The organism is Bacillus sp. B4EP4a, assembly GCF_006680105.1.
GTDB lineage: Bacteria > Bacillota > Bacilli > Bacillales > DSM-1321 > Peribacillus > Peribacillus simplex_E.
Genome location: NZ_VHIK01000050.1, coordinates 1 through 15,435, shown reverse-complemented (window position 1 = coordinate 15,435; position 15,435 = coordinate 1). Strand labels below are relative to the sequence as shown.

Annotated in this window: 14 protein-coding genes and 2 pseudogenes; 9 read left to right on the top strand and 7 right to left on the bottom strand. The window is 36.2% G+C overall.

The window, feature by feature from the left end:
- Nucleotides 1–79 precede the first annotated feature (79 nt).
- A complete protein-coding gene (locus tag FNK51_RS22530) occupies nt 80–1,507 on the top strand; it encodes a sigma-54 interaction domain-containing protein (RefSeq protein ID WP_141994731.1) in 1,428 nt (475 codons plus the stop codon).
- A 554-nt stretch (nt 1,508–2,061) separates the two neighbouring features.
- Here the strand turns inward: FNK51_RS22530 and FNK51_RS22525 are convergent.
- A complete protein-coding gene (locus tag FNK51_RS22525; RefSeq protein WP_141994730.1) occupies nt 2,062–2,811 on the bottom strand; it encodes a TerC family protein in 750 nt (249 codons plus the stop codon).
- A gap of 501 nt (nt 2,812–3,312) precedes the next feature.
- Between FNK51_RS22525 and FNK51_RS22520 the strand changes: the two genes are divergently transcribed.
- Nucleotides 3,313–3,492: an H-type small acid-soluble spore protein gene (locus FNK51_RS22520; RefSeq protein WP_076368724.1), complete on the top strand. Its 180-nt coding sequence runs from the start codon at nt 3,313–3,315 to the stop codon at nt 3,490–3,492.
- Between the two features lie 48 nt (nt 3,493–3,540).
- Here FNK51_RS22520 and FNK51_RS22515 read toward each other — a convergent pair whose 3' ends face one another.
- A complete protein-coding gene (locus FNK51_RS22515) occupies nt 3,541–4,311 on the bottom strand; it encodes a GH25 family lysozyme (RefSeq protein WP_141994729.1) in 771 nt (256 codons plus the stop codon).
- Nucleotides 4,312–4,762: 451 nt separating this feature from the next.
- On the opposite strand from FNK51_RS22515, the pseudogene abc-f reads away from it, so the two are divergent.
- Together abc-f and FNK51_RS22505 are read left to right on the top strand one after the other, a co-directional pair.
- A pseudogene (abc-f, locus tag FNK51_RS22510) lies at nt 4,763–6,400 on the top strand (ribosomal protection-like ABC-F family protein).
- A 410-nt stretch (nt 6,401–6,810) separates the two neighbouring features.
- Nucleotides 6,811–7,644, top strand: coding sequence for a DUF2935 domain-containing protein (locus FNK51_RS22505; RefSeq protein ID WP_141994728.1), 834 nt, complete (start codon nt 6,811–6,813; stop codon nt 7,642–7,644).
- Between the two features lie 116 nt (nt 7,645–7,760).
- On the opposite strand, the gene FNK51_RS22500 is transcribed toward FNK51_RS22505, so the two are convergent.
- Nucleotides 7,761–8,111, bottom strand: coding sequence for a hypothetical protein (locus FNK51_RS22500; protein ID WP_141994727.1), 351 nt, complete (start codon nt 8,109–8,111; stop codon nt 7,761–7,763).
- Between the two features lie 329 nt (nt 8,112–8,440).
- Here FNK51_RS22500 and FNK51_RS22495 point away from each other — a divergent pair, with 329 nt between their 5' ends.
- Entirely contained in the window at nt 8,441–8,908 is a 468-nt protein-coding gene (locus tag FNK51_RS22495) for a DUF2306 domain-containing protein (RefSeq protein ID WP_098372803.1), read from the top strand.
- A 391-nt stretch (nt 8,909–9,299) separates the two neighbouring features.
- Here FNK51_RS22495 and FNK51_RS26750 read toward each other — a convergent pair whose 3' ends face one another.
- The 3 genes from FNK51_RS26750 to FNK51_RS22485 form a co-directional block, all read right to left on the bottom strand.
- Entirely contained in the window at nt 9,300–9,473 is a 174-nt protein-coding gene (locus FNK51_RS26750) for a hypothetical protein (protein WP_181762322.1), read from the bottom strand.
- The gene (locus FNK51_RS22490; protein ID WP_141994746.1) at nt 9,445–10,026 is read right to left on the bottom strand and encodes a nitrilase-related carbon-nitrogen hydrolase; all 582 of its coding nucleotides are present in this window, start codon (nt 10,024–10,026) and stop codon (nt 9,445–9,447) included. Before FNK51_RS22490 ends, FNK51_RS26750 begins: the two co-directional genes overlap by 29 nt.
- 505 nt (nt 10,027–10,531) lie before the next feature.
- Nucleotides 10,532–10,738, bottom strand: a complete 207-nt coding sequence (locus FNK51_RS22485; RefSeq protein WP_141994726.1) for a hypothetical protein — start codon at nt 10,736–10,738, stop codon at nt 10,532–10,534.
- A gap of 302 nt (nt 10,739–11,040) precedes the next feature.
- Between FNK51_RS22485 and FNK51_RS22480 the strand changes: the two genes are divergently transcribed.
- Complete coding sequence (locus FNK51_RS22480; RefSeq protein ID WP_141994725.1) at nt 11,041–11,547, top strand: DinB family protein; 507 nt, start codon at nt 11,041–11,043, stop codon at nt 11,545–11,547.
- Nucleotides 11,548–11,589: 42 nt separating this feature from the next.
- Nucleotides 11,590–11,754: a hypothetical protein gene (locus FNK51_RS26745; protein ID WP_181762320.1), complete on the top strand. Its 165-nt coding sequence runs from the start codon at nt 11,590–11,592 to the stop codon at nt 11,752–11,754.
- Nucleotides 11,755–11,832: 78 nt separating this feature from the next.
- Here FNK51_RS26745 and FNK51_RS22475 read toward each other — a convergent pair.
- Nucleotides 11,833–12,447, bottom strand: a pseudogene (locus FNK51_RS22475) (UTRA domain-containing protein); the annotation flags it as partial.
- Between the two features lie 382 nt (nt 12,448–12,829).
- On the opposite strand from FNK51_RS22475, the gene FNK51_RS22470 reads away from it, so the two are divergent.
- On the top strand, nt 12,830–14,323 hold the full coding sequence (locus FNK51_RS22470; RefSeq protein ID WP_141994724.1) for a DHA2 family efflux MFS transporter permease subunit: 1,494 nt from the start codon (nt 12,830–12,832) through the stop codon (nt 14,321–14,323).
- A 310-nt stretch (nt 14,324–14,633) separates the two neighbouring features.
- On the top strand, nt 14,634–15,215 hold the full coding sequence (locus tag FNK51_RS22465; RefSeq protein WP_141994723.1) for a YitT family protein: 582 nt from the start codon (nt 14,634–14,636) through the stop codon (nt 15,213–15,215).
- Nucleotides 15,216–15,435 lie beyond the last annotated feature (220 nt).

The following is a 15,435-nucleotide window of genomic DNA, read 5'->3' as shown; positions in this document are numbered from 1 at the left end:
CTCAATTTAACCATAATAGACTCATCCTAGTTATTATAGACTCATTTAACACTTAAAAGGAGATGAAGGGAGCAAACTCATGCAAAACTTAATGAGTAATGAAGGAAAAATTGAAATGAGTACTGAGATATTGAAAAAAATTTTAGATCATTCACCTAATGAGATATATGTTCTTAACAAAGATGCCCGCATTATTTATGCAAATAAAGCGTATGAAAGACATTATGGAAAGCAGTTAAGCGAAATAGTCGGAAAACATAATAATGAAATTTTCTCCAAAGGATATTGGAAACCTAGTATTTTACCCTTTGTTTTGAAAGAAAAGAAATCGGTTACAATCAAGCAAGTTTCATATATTGGAAAGGAAATGATTACAACAGCTATTCCTTTACTCAACGATGAACAGGAAATTGAACTTATTATTACAACAGCACAAGAACCAAACTATAAAGGGTTATACATTCCGGACGAACAAGAACCAGAAAAACTAAGTGAAAAGAATTCTTATAAAGAAAGCGTAATTACGAACAACGAACAGATGAACAATGTAATGGAGGTCTGCGATAAGATTTCTATGGTTGATGCGACCATTTTGATTCAAGGGGAGTCTGGTACAGGGAAAGGAGTGTTGGCTAAATACATTCATAATAGAGGACTTCGAAAGAACTCGCCTTTTTTATCCATTAACTGTGCTACCATACCGGAACAATTAATAGAATCAGAACTTTTCGGATACACCGATGGTTCTTTTACCGGGGCAAACAAAGGCGGAAAAAAAGGTCTACTTGAAATGGCAAACGGCGGTACCGTATTTTTGGATGAAATCGGGGAAATCCCGATTAATATTCAGGCTAAGCTTTTACAGGTTATTCAAGACCTTGAATTTCTTCCTGTCGGGGGCAGAGAACTAAAGAAAGTGGACATTCGTATTATTTCCGCTACCAATCGAGACTTATTTGAGATGGTGCAGAAAAAAAGATTTAGAGAAGATTTATATTATCGACTTAATGTAGTTAATTTACAAATACCGCCATTAAGGGAAAGAAAAGAAGATATCATTCCGCTATCTTACTATTTTCTTTCAGTATTCAATAAAAAGTATCAAGTTAATCGGATTATATCGAAGGAAGTCCTCGATATTTTTTATGACTATCCTTGGTCCGGAAATATAAGACAATTAGAGAATTTAATAGAAAGCTTAGTTGTAACGAGTGAAGCTATCATTCAAGTATCCGATTTACCGATAATGCTACAACAAAAAAATGCTCAAGAAACACCAAGTCAAGAAACACATAGTCAAAACAGCACCGTCCAGAACAAATCAAGTCAAATGCTACAAGATTATTCATTAAATAAAGCGTTAGAAGAACTTGAAAGAAACCTGATTGTTACCTCATATACAAAATTCAGGAATACAAGGAAGGTCGCTCATCAATTATCCATTAGCCAATCAAAAGCATCACGGTTAGTGCGGAAATACTGTAAAGATTTAGACCTTTATAATTGATTCATTCAAAAATATATCATAAATATAAGTGGGCTTTTTCATTTGGATTTTCGGGCGGTTCCATAAAAAGAAGGAAACTAAGGAAAGTAGATACTTTCCGATCAAAACTGGTCATCGGGTTGGATATAAAATCGATGCTATGCCCTTTCTTACATTTCGGCAGTGCTGCCTCTGGTCTTTTTGAACATTGCCCATAAATCTTCAAGTATCCTCATCATCGCATAGTACACAGATTTTAGCAGTGGATAAATAAATCAAGGTTATTTATTTCATACATGATTTACAAACAGGATTTGTTAAACATTAATAAAAGAGACCACTTATTGTGGTCTCCTCAGTTTGTAGGCAAAAGGGTTCTATCTAAAAGTTAATACAATGTTGATTGGAACAGATGTGCCAGACTCCTGCTTAGAAAAGTGAGTCCAGAGTAGACCACCGCAGCCGAGGAGGCAAAAAGATGAAATTGGAAGTCGGTCTTAAAATCCTATTTAGCAAACATAAGCTTTACAAAAATTAACACTAAAGTATTTCAACTCTTTTTTATTCTGATAACATTAGTCTTTTTGCTTATCATTTTTCACTGTTTTTCCAGATAAAAACCATCCGCCTATAGCAATGAGAAGCATGACTGACCAAAAGATAATATTCCAGATCGGTCCTTCAACAAAATCGTGTGGGATAATGTGCACGGCTGGATGCGCAAGGGTATGCATTAATAACTTAACCCCTACCCAACCAACGATTAACATGGCTGCGGTTTCGAGGCTAGGTCGCTCCGTCAGTATCTTAACAAAGTATCCTGCTGCAAACCGGATGACAATTAAACCTGCAATCGCTCCTAATAAAATAACAATGAATTTCGCCCCATCCATTCCGCCTATATCACCCATTGGTGTATCTGGCAAGGCAATGACAAGAGCGACTGCAGCCAAAATGGAATCGATAGCAAAAGCAATATCAGCCAATGCAATTTGCGCAACGGTCATACGGTAGCTTTTCCCTTTTCCCTCATTCTCCCCGTGGTCCTTTTTTAGTAAATGCTTTAATGAGATGAAAATCAAATATGCAGCCCCAATTGCTTGAACTTGCCAAACATGGAAAAGGTACGAAATAATAAAGATTGCACCAATCCTAAATATAAAAGCTAAAAGCAACCCAATATTAATCGCTTTTTTTTGCTGTTCTTTTGGTAAATGCTTTGACATAATGGCTAAAACCAATGCATTATCGGCAGATAATAAGCCTTCTAAAAAAATTAGAATAATTAACACCCAGCCATATTCCAATAATAACGATAATTCCATGATACCCCCCTAAAAGCATGTATAAGAATGCGTATGGACTTCAAACCAAACAACACTTTCTCCTCCAATATTGTCCCATCTTATTTACTTCCTTATTCAACCCTTCCGTCCCATTAACTCCATTTGAGTAGGAGGTACCAAAGCGACTCCCCTATTGAAAGCAAGGCATCCGTTAGCTCTATAATATATTCTTTTTTGCTTAGTCTTAGCCCACTGAGATAAACTGGGATTCCAGTCTGTGTTTTTTCAAATTCATCACCTCAAGATTCATTTTACAATCCTATCCATTCTAGCAGATAAATTTAATACTTTTAAGATTAAGAATTCTCACCTTTTCATTACAAACATAATTAAAAAGCATGCACTTCACGACGGTTAACAAGAAAGGTTAAACATCATTGTGCTTAAATGATTTAGGCGCAACATTAATCGCTGAATAAACGAATAAAATTAAGCCTTTCCCCAAATAATAGGTAGACTAATTAGCAGGGAGGGATATATGTGGATGTTAAGCGTGTAAAACAGATACTTTCTTCTTCATCCGACATTGAGGTGAGATATAATGGCACCTCAGTATGGATTGATAATTTAAATGAAGATGGGAGAACGGCTACAGTACATTTAAGAGGACCATTAGAGGAAAGATCAGAAGTAGCAATTGACGAACTTAAAGAAATATAAGGAATATATTAAAAAATAAGCTCCTCTCGTAATGAGAAGAGCCTTTACTTATTTCAGCCTTAATTTTTGACCGATATAAATTTTGTCGGGATCTTTAATTCCGTTAAGACTAACAAGGGATTTTACCGTTGTATTATGGTTTTTTGCAATGAAGCTAAGTGTGTCGCCTTTTGTTACTGTATAAATTGTGGTTGTTTCGGTTTTCAATGCACCGGTGTTGTGCGTCCTAAAAGTATTTATTGTATTTGTAAAATCCCTATAGGCTATATTCAAATCCACCTTTGTACTGATGCCCCTTATTTTACCTGAATCAGAATGCTGCCAAATATCTGCGCTACGTCCCAACGTGCTGTTGTATCTGGCAATCCACAAAGCGTAATTCGTCAACCTTGATTCATCTAAACTATTTTCGAGAAAATATTTACCAGTATACAGCATAGCCGTGTATCCAGCTTCTTCAATAGCTTCTAAAAAAGCTATTGCTGCATCGGTCAGCGTTTTTTTCTTTGCCTTTTTTTTATTTTCCTCAAGATCAAGAACAACAGGGTAATTTAAAGCAAAAGAGTTGATTGAATCTAAAAAATAAGCTGCCTCAGCCTTTGCTTCTGCAACAGTTGCAAACTTTGCATAGTGATAGGCCCCGACTTTCAATCCCGCTGCCAATGCTTGTGGTGCATTTTCTTTGAAATAAGATAACTTAGAATAACTCGTTCCCTCTGTTGCTTTAATGAACACGAACTTCACGTCTGCCTTTGCAACTTCCCCCCAATGAATGGCACCTTGCCAATGTGAAACATCGATTCCCTTTATATATTCCATATTAATGTCCTCCTTAAGGAAACAACCCTATGGCGGTAAATGTTTTATGAATTTAACATAGCCCTTATAAACACATCATATAGGAAAAATGCAGTCCTATTGCCCACCTTATAATAAGATATTTGATGGAGTTAAAACAATAATAAATCTTTGGGAATGAAAGGAAAGAATTATGCTGTTTCCTTTTGTTTTCAAAGGTTAATTTATGCTATACTGATTTTATTAATATCAGAAGGGATGATGGGTGGCCGATGATTAACTAATCTTATTTTTTAAATTTGAAATCGCATATTTCAAATCATACAAAATAGGATTAGTCTGCCCATTTTCTATAAATTACAGAGCTATACTCAAAATAGCTCTTATTTGACAATGCACAGGTACGGCTAATCCTTCCATATGAATTGGGAGGATTTTTTTTATCCTCCCATTAAGGAGAGGGCTGAATTATATGAAAGAATTATTAAAATTAACCAATATTAGCTATGAAGTAATGGACGTAAACATTTTTGAAAATGTAAATGCAAGTGTTCAACAAGGGGAAATCATCGGTATCATTGGCAAAAATGGTGCCGGTAAATCTACGTTGTTGCAATTAATTAACATTGATTTAGAGCCTGTACGCGGACAAATCCAATGGCTGCAGCAAGACTTGAAAGTTTTTATGGTTGAACAAGAAGTCGTGTCGCATCCATCTGAAGATAAGAGCCCTTCCGAAGTTAAATTACTTGATAAAATGCATGTACCAGGCCATGAATTCCAACAATTAAGCGGGGGAGAAAAACTGAAAGCCCGACTTGCAAAAGGACTTTCTAAAGATGCAGACCTTTTACTATTAGATGAACCGACGAACCATCTTGATGAGGACAGTTTAGAATTCCTTAAGGGACAAATAAAAAATTATAGAGGTACCATCATTTTTGTTTCGCACGATCGTTATTTTTTGGATGCTGTTGCAACGAAAATTTGGTCGATTGAAGATAAAAAGCTAATTGAACACAGAGGGAATTATTCTAGTTATATGGAGGTTCGCAAACAGAAAAGACTTACACAACAACGTGAATATGAAAAACAGCAAAAAATGGTTGAACGGATTGAGGGACAAATGAATGAAATCACTTCTTGGTCGAAAAAAGCCCATTCCCAATCGACGAAAAAAGAAGGAGTTAAGGAATACTATCGCGTAAAAGCAAAACGAATGGATGCACAGGTAAAATCTAAACAAAAGCGTCTTGAAAAAGAGCTTGAAAAAGCAAAAGCTGAACCTGTTGAATCCGAATATACTGTACGCTTTTCAATTAAAGCAAAAAACAAGACGGGAAAACGTTTTTTGGAAGTTAAGAATTTAACTAAGTCTTTTAACGAGCGAACACTATTTAAAAACGTCAATTTCACGATACAGCATGGTGAGAAGGTTTCCATAATAGGTCCCAATGGCAGCGGAAAGACGACATTATTAAAAATAATTCTTGGACGTGAAAATTTTGCGGGCAATGTTTGGATTTCACCATCTGCAAAAATTGGCTATTTGACGCAAGAGGTGTTTGATTTACCACTTGAACTAACACCCTCCCAGCTATTTCATAAAGAAACTTTCGAGTCGAGAGGGAACGTTCAAACTTTAATGAAGCATTTAGGCTTCACGACATCTCAATGGACAGAACCCATTAAGAACATGAGTATGGGTGAGTGAGTAAAATGTAAGTTAATGGAATATATCCTAGAAGAAAAAGATGTGCTTATTTTGGATGAGCCGACAAATCACCTGGACTTAGCTTCACGGGAACAACTTGAAGATACCTTGGCACAGTATACTGGAACGCTAATCGTAGTTTCGCATGATCGATATTTTCTTGAAAAAACGACAAGCAGCAAACTTATCATTTCAAAAAATCACATACAAAAGCAATTGTATGAATCATCCTCAAAAAGAGATAATCTGGAAGAACTACGATTAACACTTGAAACAGAAAGACAAGAAGTATTGGGAAAGCTTAGCTTTATGACTCCAAACGATAAAGCGTACACAGAACTCGACCAGAAGTTTAATGAGCTTACGAAAAAAATAAATGAACTTAGTGACAAATGACTATCAATAGTAACCTAATGATACTGCTGGATTAAAATACGAGAACCCTTAGATAAAGTCTAAGGGTTTTTTATTCAGAATGGCTGCCGAAATTTTTTTAGAAAGTCCATGGTATTCGATTCCCCCTTTGAATCTCCATTGTTACATGCTTTTGGTGCATCCTAGGTTCAAAATCCATTTTCCTTTCTAGCTAAAATGCAATAATCACATATACCGGCAAGAACATGGATGAATCATGTTATTCCCCTTCATGAACTCATCATAATAAACGCCATCAAGTACTAATTTGTTTGAGGTGCTAAAAGGATATTAGTAATTGCTTTTATTTATATTCAAATTGAGTAGAATACTAATGTCCCTTTGTTAATAAGATTTAATGATGGTTTTGTTTTAAAAAGGGGGCTTTAGTTATGAGTGAGGATACACAGGAATCTATTAGGAATAAATCAGGAATGTTTGTTGCACGCTCTTTAGATGAGATTCGTTTTTGGTCAAGAATAATGAAGGAACACTCGTTATTTCTAAGACTAGGTTTTAGATGTGAAGATACGCAGCTAATTGAGGAGGCAAATCAGTTTTATCATTTATTTGAACGGATAGAACAGCAATCCCATACATTAACAAATCAAGCGGATCCAGAACAGATCAGGAGATTTAACTCGGAAGTGCAACAAGCTGCTACAGGAATATTTTTATTCAAAAGGAAGGTATTGGGGTTGATACTCACCTGTAAATTGCCTGGTGCAAACAATTTCCCACTTTTAGTCGACCATACAAGCAGGGAAGCCAATTATTTCAGAAAACGATTAAAAGAATTAAATGAGGGTAAATTGAAACCACTTGCAGATGCCATCATCAAAGAAAATGTTTTCTTTTTAAGAATCATGGCGGATCATGCAAAATTCATCGGACATCTCCTTGATCCATCTGAAAGAAAGCTGGTGGATATGGCGCGTAATTTTAGCAATGATTTTGATCAATTAGTCTTTCAAGCTGTGGACTTAGAGTCCATGAAACCGCAATCTCAAACCGCTCCTCTTTTGGATCAATTTCTAGATCAGAACCGAGTTTCCGTCGTATCACTTCGAGACTTTAAGAAAACCGCCAGAGATTTAATCGAAGAATGCAAAATCAAGAGCATTATCCATCCTCTATTGGCAGATCACGTTTTCCGTGAAGCTGAACGTTTCCTTGAAATCATTGATATGTTTGAGACCCACCTTACAGGTGAAACATACAATTAATTGAGTATGAAGGATATAGAAAATAATGTTTTTTATAAAATTGCTATTATGGATTAATAAATTCAAATAAAAATTGGCCCCTCTCGATTAAGAGAAGGGCTTTTATATGTAAAAAGTTAAGAAAGGGAGTTCACCAATGTTTTAAGTTTCACTTTATCAGAAACATGAATCCATGGTAAATCCAGATTATCATCGTCAATACCAGGTTGGATAACGCGGCTATATAAAAGGTCACAAATACAATCATTTAATAACTGGATATCCTGGTCTGATATTTTCCGATTATATGCTACATTAGCGGCTCCTGTTTGTTTATTCATCCCCCCTATCAAGCCTCTTTGTTTTAATGAACTTCTGATCACTTCTCTAATAGCCTCTAGACTAGTCAACGGAAATACATCAAGGTGCTTAACAATCATTCTAAAGATATCATCTTTAGATAAGTCCTGTTCAATATGTTGTCGCAATTATTCCACCCCCATTCGTCAAAACATTCTTCAAATGAAACGTAAAATCCTCCTTTATCCTTAAAAAGGACTACGCACACTGCCTTTTTGAGTGGGCACTGCCCTTTCAACTCATAAAAACCAGATTGACTGACGACTATCCGCCACGAATACATCGCCTGAACCCTTTTTGCAAAGGATGTTCCATTGTATAAAAACTCATCTTACATAATTAAATTGATTTTGTTCTTTGCAAATTAACATTCATATTTTTGGTAAATATTTGTATTATAATAAAATAAATATTTAATCTGTTACGTTATGCTAATGATTATTTAACGAAGGGAAAGATGCTTATCTTTAAGATCATTCTGTTCATTCATATTTTCGCTGGAGCAATATGTCTTATTAGTGGAATAGGTGCTATGTCTTCAAATAAAAAAAGAGGTATGCATACAATTTGTGGTGAAATTTATCACAGTGCATATGTTGTACTCTTTGTCACATCCCTGACAATGGCAATATTGAATTGGGAAAGCAGCGCATATTTATTTTTCATTGGGATATTTTCATATTCTTTCGCATTTATAGGCTATCTTGCTGGTAAGAAGAAATGGAAAAACTGGATTGCATCTCATATTAGCGGGATGCTCGGTTCCTATATCGCTATTTGTACTGCAATTCTTGTAGTGAATGTACCCAATATAACTATCTTGAATGAATGGAACCCATTAATTTTTTGGTTTCTTCCAAGCATTATAGGTTCACCGCTGATAATTTTGGTTGGACAGAAGTATAAAAAATCCAATTCAATCTAAATGCAGTCCAAAAAGCTCCTACAAATTTATTTAACAAATCCCAACACAAAAAAAGCCCCTCGATTAAGAGAGGGGCTTTTAACAATGGAGGAGTACCACTTAGGGGGTAGTACAATAATATAATTATCGCCAATCAAAAACATTTATATTCATTGTTATTCGGCAAACAAGTTAGTGTATAAGCTTAATTATCTGTGTTAGCATATATCTACTATTTCAGAGATGCCAACCATGGTTTGTTGTTGGTAATTTGTTGTTTTTTTCCTAATCTCAATACCAAGTACAATATTCGTCAACTCCACTATTCATAGCGCCTCGCTTTTTCCACTTACTAGAAAAAGTAAAGCTTCCTCTGCACAATAGATAGCTAATTTACAGTCCCCTGCCTCGCCTACACCAGTTCATTCATTTCAGACTGGGCTAAATCACCAGCTGCTTTCACACGAATACGGGTTGCATTCCCAGGCATAAATGCTAAAGGTACATCTTCTATGTCGACAATAACAAGCGTTCCGGGATCGGCTCCGGCGCTGATACTATTTTTCCAATTTAAATAACGAAGCATTTGGCCACAATTTCTTGTCTAAATCATCCAGATAAGGAACTTTTTTTCGCACCTCGGATATAATTGAAAAATCCACATCATGAATTAGAATACTCTGCTTTGTTCTTGATGCTTCACATAGGACCTCACCGGTCGGAGCAACAAGTTTACTCTTTCCGCAACTTCCCTCATTAACCGTGTTTACGCCAAGAATATAAACCGTATTATCGAGTGCACGTGCCGGAAGTTGAATATCCCATCTTGTTTCAGCTCCGTAACTCCATACTGAAGGAACAATAATAAGTTCTGCACCTTGAAGAGCTAGAATTCGGCTTGGTTCAGGAAATTCAATATCTGCACAAATTAGAACACCTATTTTTCCTTTCGATGTTTCTATTGCATTATAGACTTTCTCACCAAGAGTAAATATTTCCTTCTCTCTTCCCCATAAAAATGATTTTCGATAAGTCGCAATGACTTCCCCTGTTGACTCAATTACAGCTAAGGATATGTAAAGGTTTCCATTTTCCCCCTCAACAAAAGGTACGATGAGTATTACTTTTAACTCTTTAATTTCTCAATAAATAAGCTGTAATCTATATTTTCGACGGATATCTGACTTTAATGAGCAAACGCCAATTAAGCGCTCCAAGAAATGGCGCGCTTAATTGGCGTTATTTATCATGCTCTTCAATCATGTCTGTGTCTCCTTGGCCTCTACCGCAGCAATTCTATACCACCGTCGTTATTTGGGGATGCTGCATCTATTACATATTTTTAGAGGTTCATCAGGAGGTGCTCAGATCCCTACAACATTTTAAACTAGTAAAGAAGAAAAATGAGACTGAAACCACGGAGTTTTCTGCATTGAACGGAGTTCAACTATATTGCTGAACTTTTAAGGCAAAGATTTTCTTTTCGGTCCCTATTACACCTCTCCCTCCTTATAAATTTAAGGAGGGAGAAAGCCCATTTAGCACGCTACATTTTTAAAATCAGAGGTTCCCTTTAAATATTTTCACTTTTATATTTTGATTTCGTTCTAATGAAGGAGAAAATTTTAGAATACGTAACTGCACTTACATTGTTTCATAGTTTTTTATTTCAAATTCACTTAGGGGTCGATTAATCGACTTACTCAATTTATTAATAAGCTCTTGGTAATCCTTAGTATCATTTGGATCTATACCTTCCTTGACGTTTAGTATCTCGTATCGGTCATACTGTTCTGGAATAAGTTTTCCGTCTACATGGATATAAAGCCTATATTTGATCCTCAGATTCATAAAAATACCATCTCCTTTACTATCAGTTCGATATAAGGAGCTGTTTTCCTGCAAGAAAAAATACTCTAATGTGGCCTCCACTAACTATTCATTTTTTTAATCAGAATGATAAGTAGTTCGTATTATCTCAAAACCTCTCTTTTTATATTCGCGATGAGCGCACGAACAGTTAGGAGGAATTGTTATATATATAAGAGAACAGCATATTAATAAATATACTTTATTGAATTTACCTGAATTTTTTTGTTTTTACTGCATAAATTGTTCAATACGAAAAAACTAGTGTATATGGGGGTTTTTTAATGAATCATCCCGAGTCAGTATTAGAAATGTATAACTATCACTCGTGGGCAAATGTGGTCATCATCGATCGGTTAAATGAACTTCCACAGCACATTTATCATAAGGAAATTCAGAGTGGTTTTTCGTCGGTATCAAAAGTGTTGTCTCACATTTATCTCACAGATTATGCGTGGTTTGACATTATCTCAGGTAAAAGTATGGATGAAGCAATGGCATCTTCCAATCAATTAAGAGAAGAAGTGGAAAAGAAAAGTATTGAGGAAATGAAAAAAATATTTTTAGACTTATACGAAAGAAACAAATCACTTCTGAGTACAGAGGATATGGAAAAGGTAATTGTCGTGGATAACCCATATGCTGGGTTGCTTGAAACTACCATTTCCGAATCGGTATTACACGTTGTCACACACGGATCATATCATCGTGGCAATATTGCTACCATGTTGCGGCAAATGGGGCACACTTCCGTTATGCAAGATTTTGGCCTTTACCTTTATTCAAAATAGAAAACCAAACTATATCCGATTCCTGAATAAGGGGATGTATCGATGGACGAACTAGTTGGCACATGTGTTCGCTGTGCACGTAATGTATATTGTACCGCTGGATTTCTGAACGGTATTCTGTTAGATAACAAGAAAATCTTATGTTTTAATTGTAAGGATATTTTATATGCAATGATCAAAGAAGAAAGATTGGAAGATGAGAGTTGAAGGAGTAATACACCAAATCAAAATGTAAAAACACTTTTCAAAACTTCAAAATAGGTCATGCCAATAATTTGGCATGACCTATTTTGCCCGATGAACAGTCAGATTGACCTTGTTGGTTTCGCACATGAACGTTGAGAGATGCACAGGCCGGTCGTTTGCATCGAAAGCGATCTTTAATATTCTAAATAAATTGGCGCCAATATCACATTCTAAAAATTTAGCATAGTTTTTTGTAGCACCAATCACGTCTATAATTTTATCGTTACTGACTATTTCTGTATGGTAATCTTCCATAAGGATTTTATAAGTTGATTCATCCCTTGCAATCTTCTTTTCTAAATCCGGAAAACGAATTAACGAATAATGAGCGGTATCGTAGAAAAGCGGACGATCATTTACATACATGAGTCGCTCAAGTTCGAGAACGGGGCTACCTTCTTCAATGAGGAGATGACCTGCAACATCTTTTGGCGCTGGTATGACCTCACTTCTTAAAATCCGGGAATTAGGTATCATCCCAAGCTGATGACTAAACTCCGAAAATCCACTTATGGATAACAATTCATTATGGAACTTATTAGATGCAACAAAGGTACCTCTGCGCGGAATACGTGTCAGTGTTCCTTCCTTCACCAATTCCTCTATTGCTTTTCGTATGGTAATGCGACTAACGTTGTAAGTTTCACAAAGCTCTTTTTATGGTCCATCACACCTTTTTATCAATTAACTATTTTTTAGTGAATACGAATGATAGAATGTTAAAGTATTTATACTTAAGTGGAACAATTTTTCTGATACGTAGTAAGTATTATATTGGTGATTATTGTTCGAAGTATGATATACATGTAGAATGGATGTTAAACTGGGGGATTTCCTAAAAAAGAGAATATATCCTGGATATAGTCAAGTTAGTTGTTATTAAAGAATAAACGCCTCCAAAATCCGTGAATTGAGGTTAATCTCCTTAAGATAGTGTATATCATTGGAAAATATAGGTTGGTTTAATTTCTATAATTTTAAAAAATAGCAGGCAGTACAATACGTACTACCCTAGCGGAAAGGACGTGCCATAATAATGAATCACGACAAAACAGCCATCACTAAAATTCGTACGGGTCCCATGTTTGCGGTGATGCTTGCTGGTGCTCTAGTCGCTTTCTTAAATCAGACATTAATTAATATCGCATTGCCTCAATTAATGAATCATTTTGAAATATCAGCTGCAACAGCTAACTGGCTTACTACAATCTTCTTATTGGTGAATGGGATTGTCATCCCTATCACTGCTTTCTTAATGGAACGTTTCAATACAAGACAACTATATCTTGCTTCGATGGGACTCTTCGCTTTAGGAACTTTCCTATGTGGTATTGCCCCCAGCTTCTCCGTCTTATTGATCGGACGTGTGGTTCAAGCTGCTGGGGCAGGGATTTTATTCCCTTTGATTACAAATGTGATTTTCACTTTATTTCCACCTAACAGACGTGGTTTCGCAATGGGTATATTTGGTATCGCGATGAATTTTGCCCCTGCTGTAGGACCGACGTTATCAGGATGGATTATACAAAACTACTCTTGGCGGGTTCTGTTTTTTGTCATTTTCCCATTTGCACTGCTTGACTTCATCTTTGCCATTTTCATCATCAAAAAAGTAGGGAAAACGAGTCGGCCTAAACTCGATAAAATGGGTGTAATATTATCCACCATCGGTTTCGGCGGAGTACTATATGGATTTGCTACAGGCGGTACCAAGGGCTGGGACAGTCCCGAAGTACTGACGATGTTCCTTGTTGGAGGAATCAGTTTAGTTTTATTTGTCTGGAGGCAGTTTACTGTATCCCATCCTATTTTGGAATTTAGAATTTTTCGGTATCGGATGTTCACTTTAACGACAATTATCAACATCATCGCAACTATGGGTATGTTCTCTGGAATGATCATCATGCCAATCTATATGCAAAATATCCGTGGGTTTACCCCGATGGAATCCGGTCTAATGCTATTGCCTGGCGGGATTTTAATGGGGATCATGTCTCCTATCACAGGTAAGCTGTTTGATCGATTTGGTGCGAGATGGCTTGCGGTGAGCGGACTTGCCATCACTATCATTACAACCTATCTTTTAACGCGGCTTGAAACAGATACGTCCTATTCTTATGTGGTGTGGGTATATACTATTAGAATGTTCGGAATGTCGATACTGATGATGCCTATCTTCACAGCTGGATTAAATGAATTGGCACTTAGCCTAAATAAATATGGAACAGCAATGGTCAATACATTGAGAATGGTAGCAGGTGCTGTTGGCATGGCATTCTTTGTTTCCATCATGACAAACCAGGGGACGAAGCATGTTCAGGAAATCTTATCTCATAGGAACATATCACCAGATAATACATCACAAATGGCCATGGCCATTAAACAAGGTAGCGTAATGGGAGTGGATGATGCATTCATGATTGCAACAGGTTTGACTATAATTGCATTCATACTGGCCTTTTATATACGGCAAACTTCACCACAAGAAGATACCATTACAAATCGTCTATCAAAAAAAGAGCTTGAATAAACAAGGCTAAACTCAACCTATTTTCCAAGGTATATAAATTCTATAAAACTGACTTGCCCCATTAAAGCAAAAAAAAGAGACACTTTTTATGTGTGTCTCTTTTTTTGTCCAAATTACTTCATGTGCTCAAGGTGACGGCCTTCATTTTGATCCTGCTTCTTACTCACATGCATCTAAATTTTCAGAACATCATTCGGGAAGGAAAGCCAACAATACACAAATAGCAATCGTAATTTCCAAACAGCTAAGTATATATTTACATTCCTCTCATATATTTTAAAATAATGATTTGGACAAGGGGAATGTTTTTATGAAAAAGTTTGTTACTCTGCTTTTTTCAAGTTTTTGCATTGGAGTAGGTCTTAACCTGTTCATTGTCCCCATTCATCTAATAAATGGCGGGATATTTGGAATAAGTCTGTTAATCAAATATGTTTGGGGAATCCAGGTTGGACATACCATGATCATGATCAACATTCCCATATACCTTCTATCTCTTCTATACGATAAGTCTTATTTCTTCAATGCCATCCTTGGGTTAGCTTTTACTTCGACCGTTATTGATTGGCTAACACCACTAAACGGTTTGGTTCATCTACCGATCATAACGAGTGCCATTATCGGTGGAATGACGATTGGGATTGGTGTTGGTTTTATGCTGAGACAGCATATTAGCCCCGGTGGAGTGGATTTACTAGCACTATTAATCTCTAAAACCACAGCAACTAATCCTGGAATTATTATTTTTATTATTGATTCACTCATAGTAATTGCGGGAATTATTATATTGAATGACTTAAAGCTAATGTATTCACTCCTCACGATTTCCTGTGTCGGGATATGCGTCATTTTTATCAATCCTTTTAAGACAATAAACATTTTTATAAGATAAAGCCAAGTGCTGCAACAGGGTCAAATACAGTGTTCGCAATGTAACATATGGATAAATCTCACTCTAGATTGAAGAAAATTTGCGACACTCCTGAATAATTGGCTAGCCTATACCCCACTAGCTGCTTGCGGCGAGGAGGATTGGCAGACTGTCGCACTTTTACTCGTGAGTTTTGCTGTTTTACTCGTGAGTTTTGGCTATTTACTCGTGAATTCAGCAT

What these genes read in the sequence shown, in the direction of transcription:
- FNK51_RS22465 (WP_141994723.1), top strand. Translation starts at nt 14,634, where the DNA reads ATGAAAAAGTTTGTTACTCTGCTTTTTTCAAGTTTTTGCATTGGAGTA.
- FNK51_RS22505 (WP_141994728.1), top strand. Translation starts at nt 6,811, where the DNA reads ATGAGTGAGGATACACAGGAATCTATTAGGAATAAATCAGGAATGTTT.
- FNK51_RS22480 (WP_141994725.1), top strand. Translation starts at nt 11,041, where the DNA reads ATGAATCATCCCGAGTCAGTATTAGAAATGTATAACTATCACTCGTGG.
- FNK51_RS22530 (WP_141994731.1), top strand. Translation starts at nt 80, where the DNA reads ATGCAAAACTTAATGAGTAATGAAGGAAAAATTGAAATGAGTACTGAG.
- FNK51_RS22485 (WP_141994726.1), bottom strand. Translation starts at nt 10,738, where the DNA reads ATGAATCTGAGGATCAAATATAGGCTTTATATCCATGTAGACGGAAAA.
- FNK51_RS26745 (WP_181762320.1), top strand. Translation starts at nt 11,590, where the DNA reads ATGGACGAACTAGTTGGCACATGTGTTCGCTGTGCACGTAATGTATAT.
- FNK51_RS22525 (WP_141994730.1), bottom strand. Translation starts at nt 2,811, where the DNA reads ATGGAATTATCGTTATTATTGGAATATGGCTGGGTGTTAATTATTCTA.
- FNK51_RS26750 (WP_181762322.1), bottom strand. Translation starts at nt 9,473, where the DNA reads ATGCTTCGTTATTTAAATTGGAAAAATAGTATCAGCGCCGGAGCCGAT.
- FNK51_RS22515 (WP_141994729.1), bottom strand. Translation starts at nt 4,311, where the DNA reads ATGGAATATATAAAGGGAATCGATGTTTCACATTGGCAAGGTGCCATT.
- FNK51_RS22470 (WP_141994724.1), top strand. Translation starts at nt 12,830, where the DNA reads ATGAATCACGACAAAACAGCCATCACTAAAATTCGTACGGGTCCCATG.
- FNK51_RS22495 (WP_098372803.1), top strand. Translation starts at nt 8,441, where the DNA reads ATGCTTATCTTTAAGATCATTCTGTTCATTCATATTTTCGCTGGAGCA.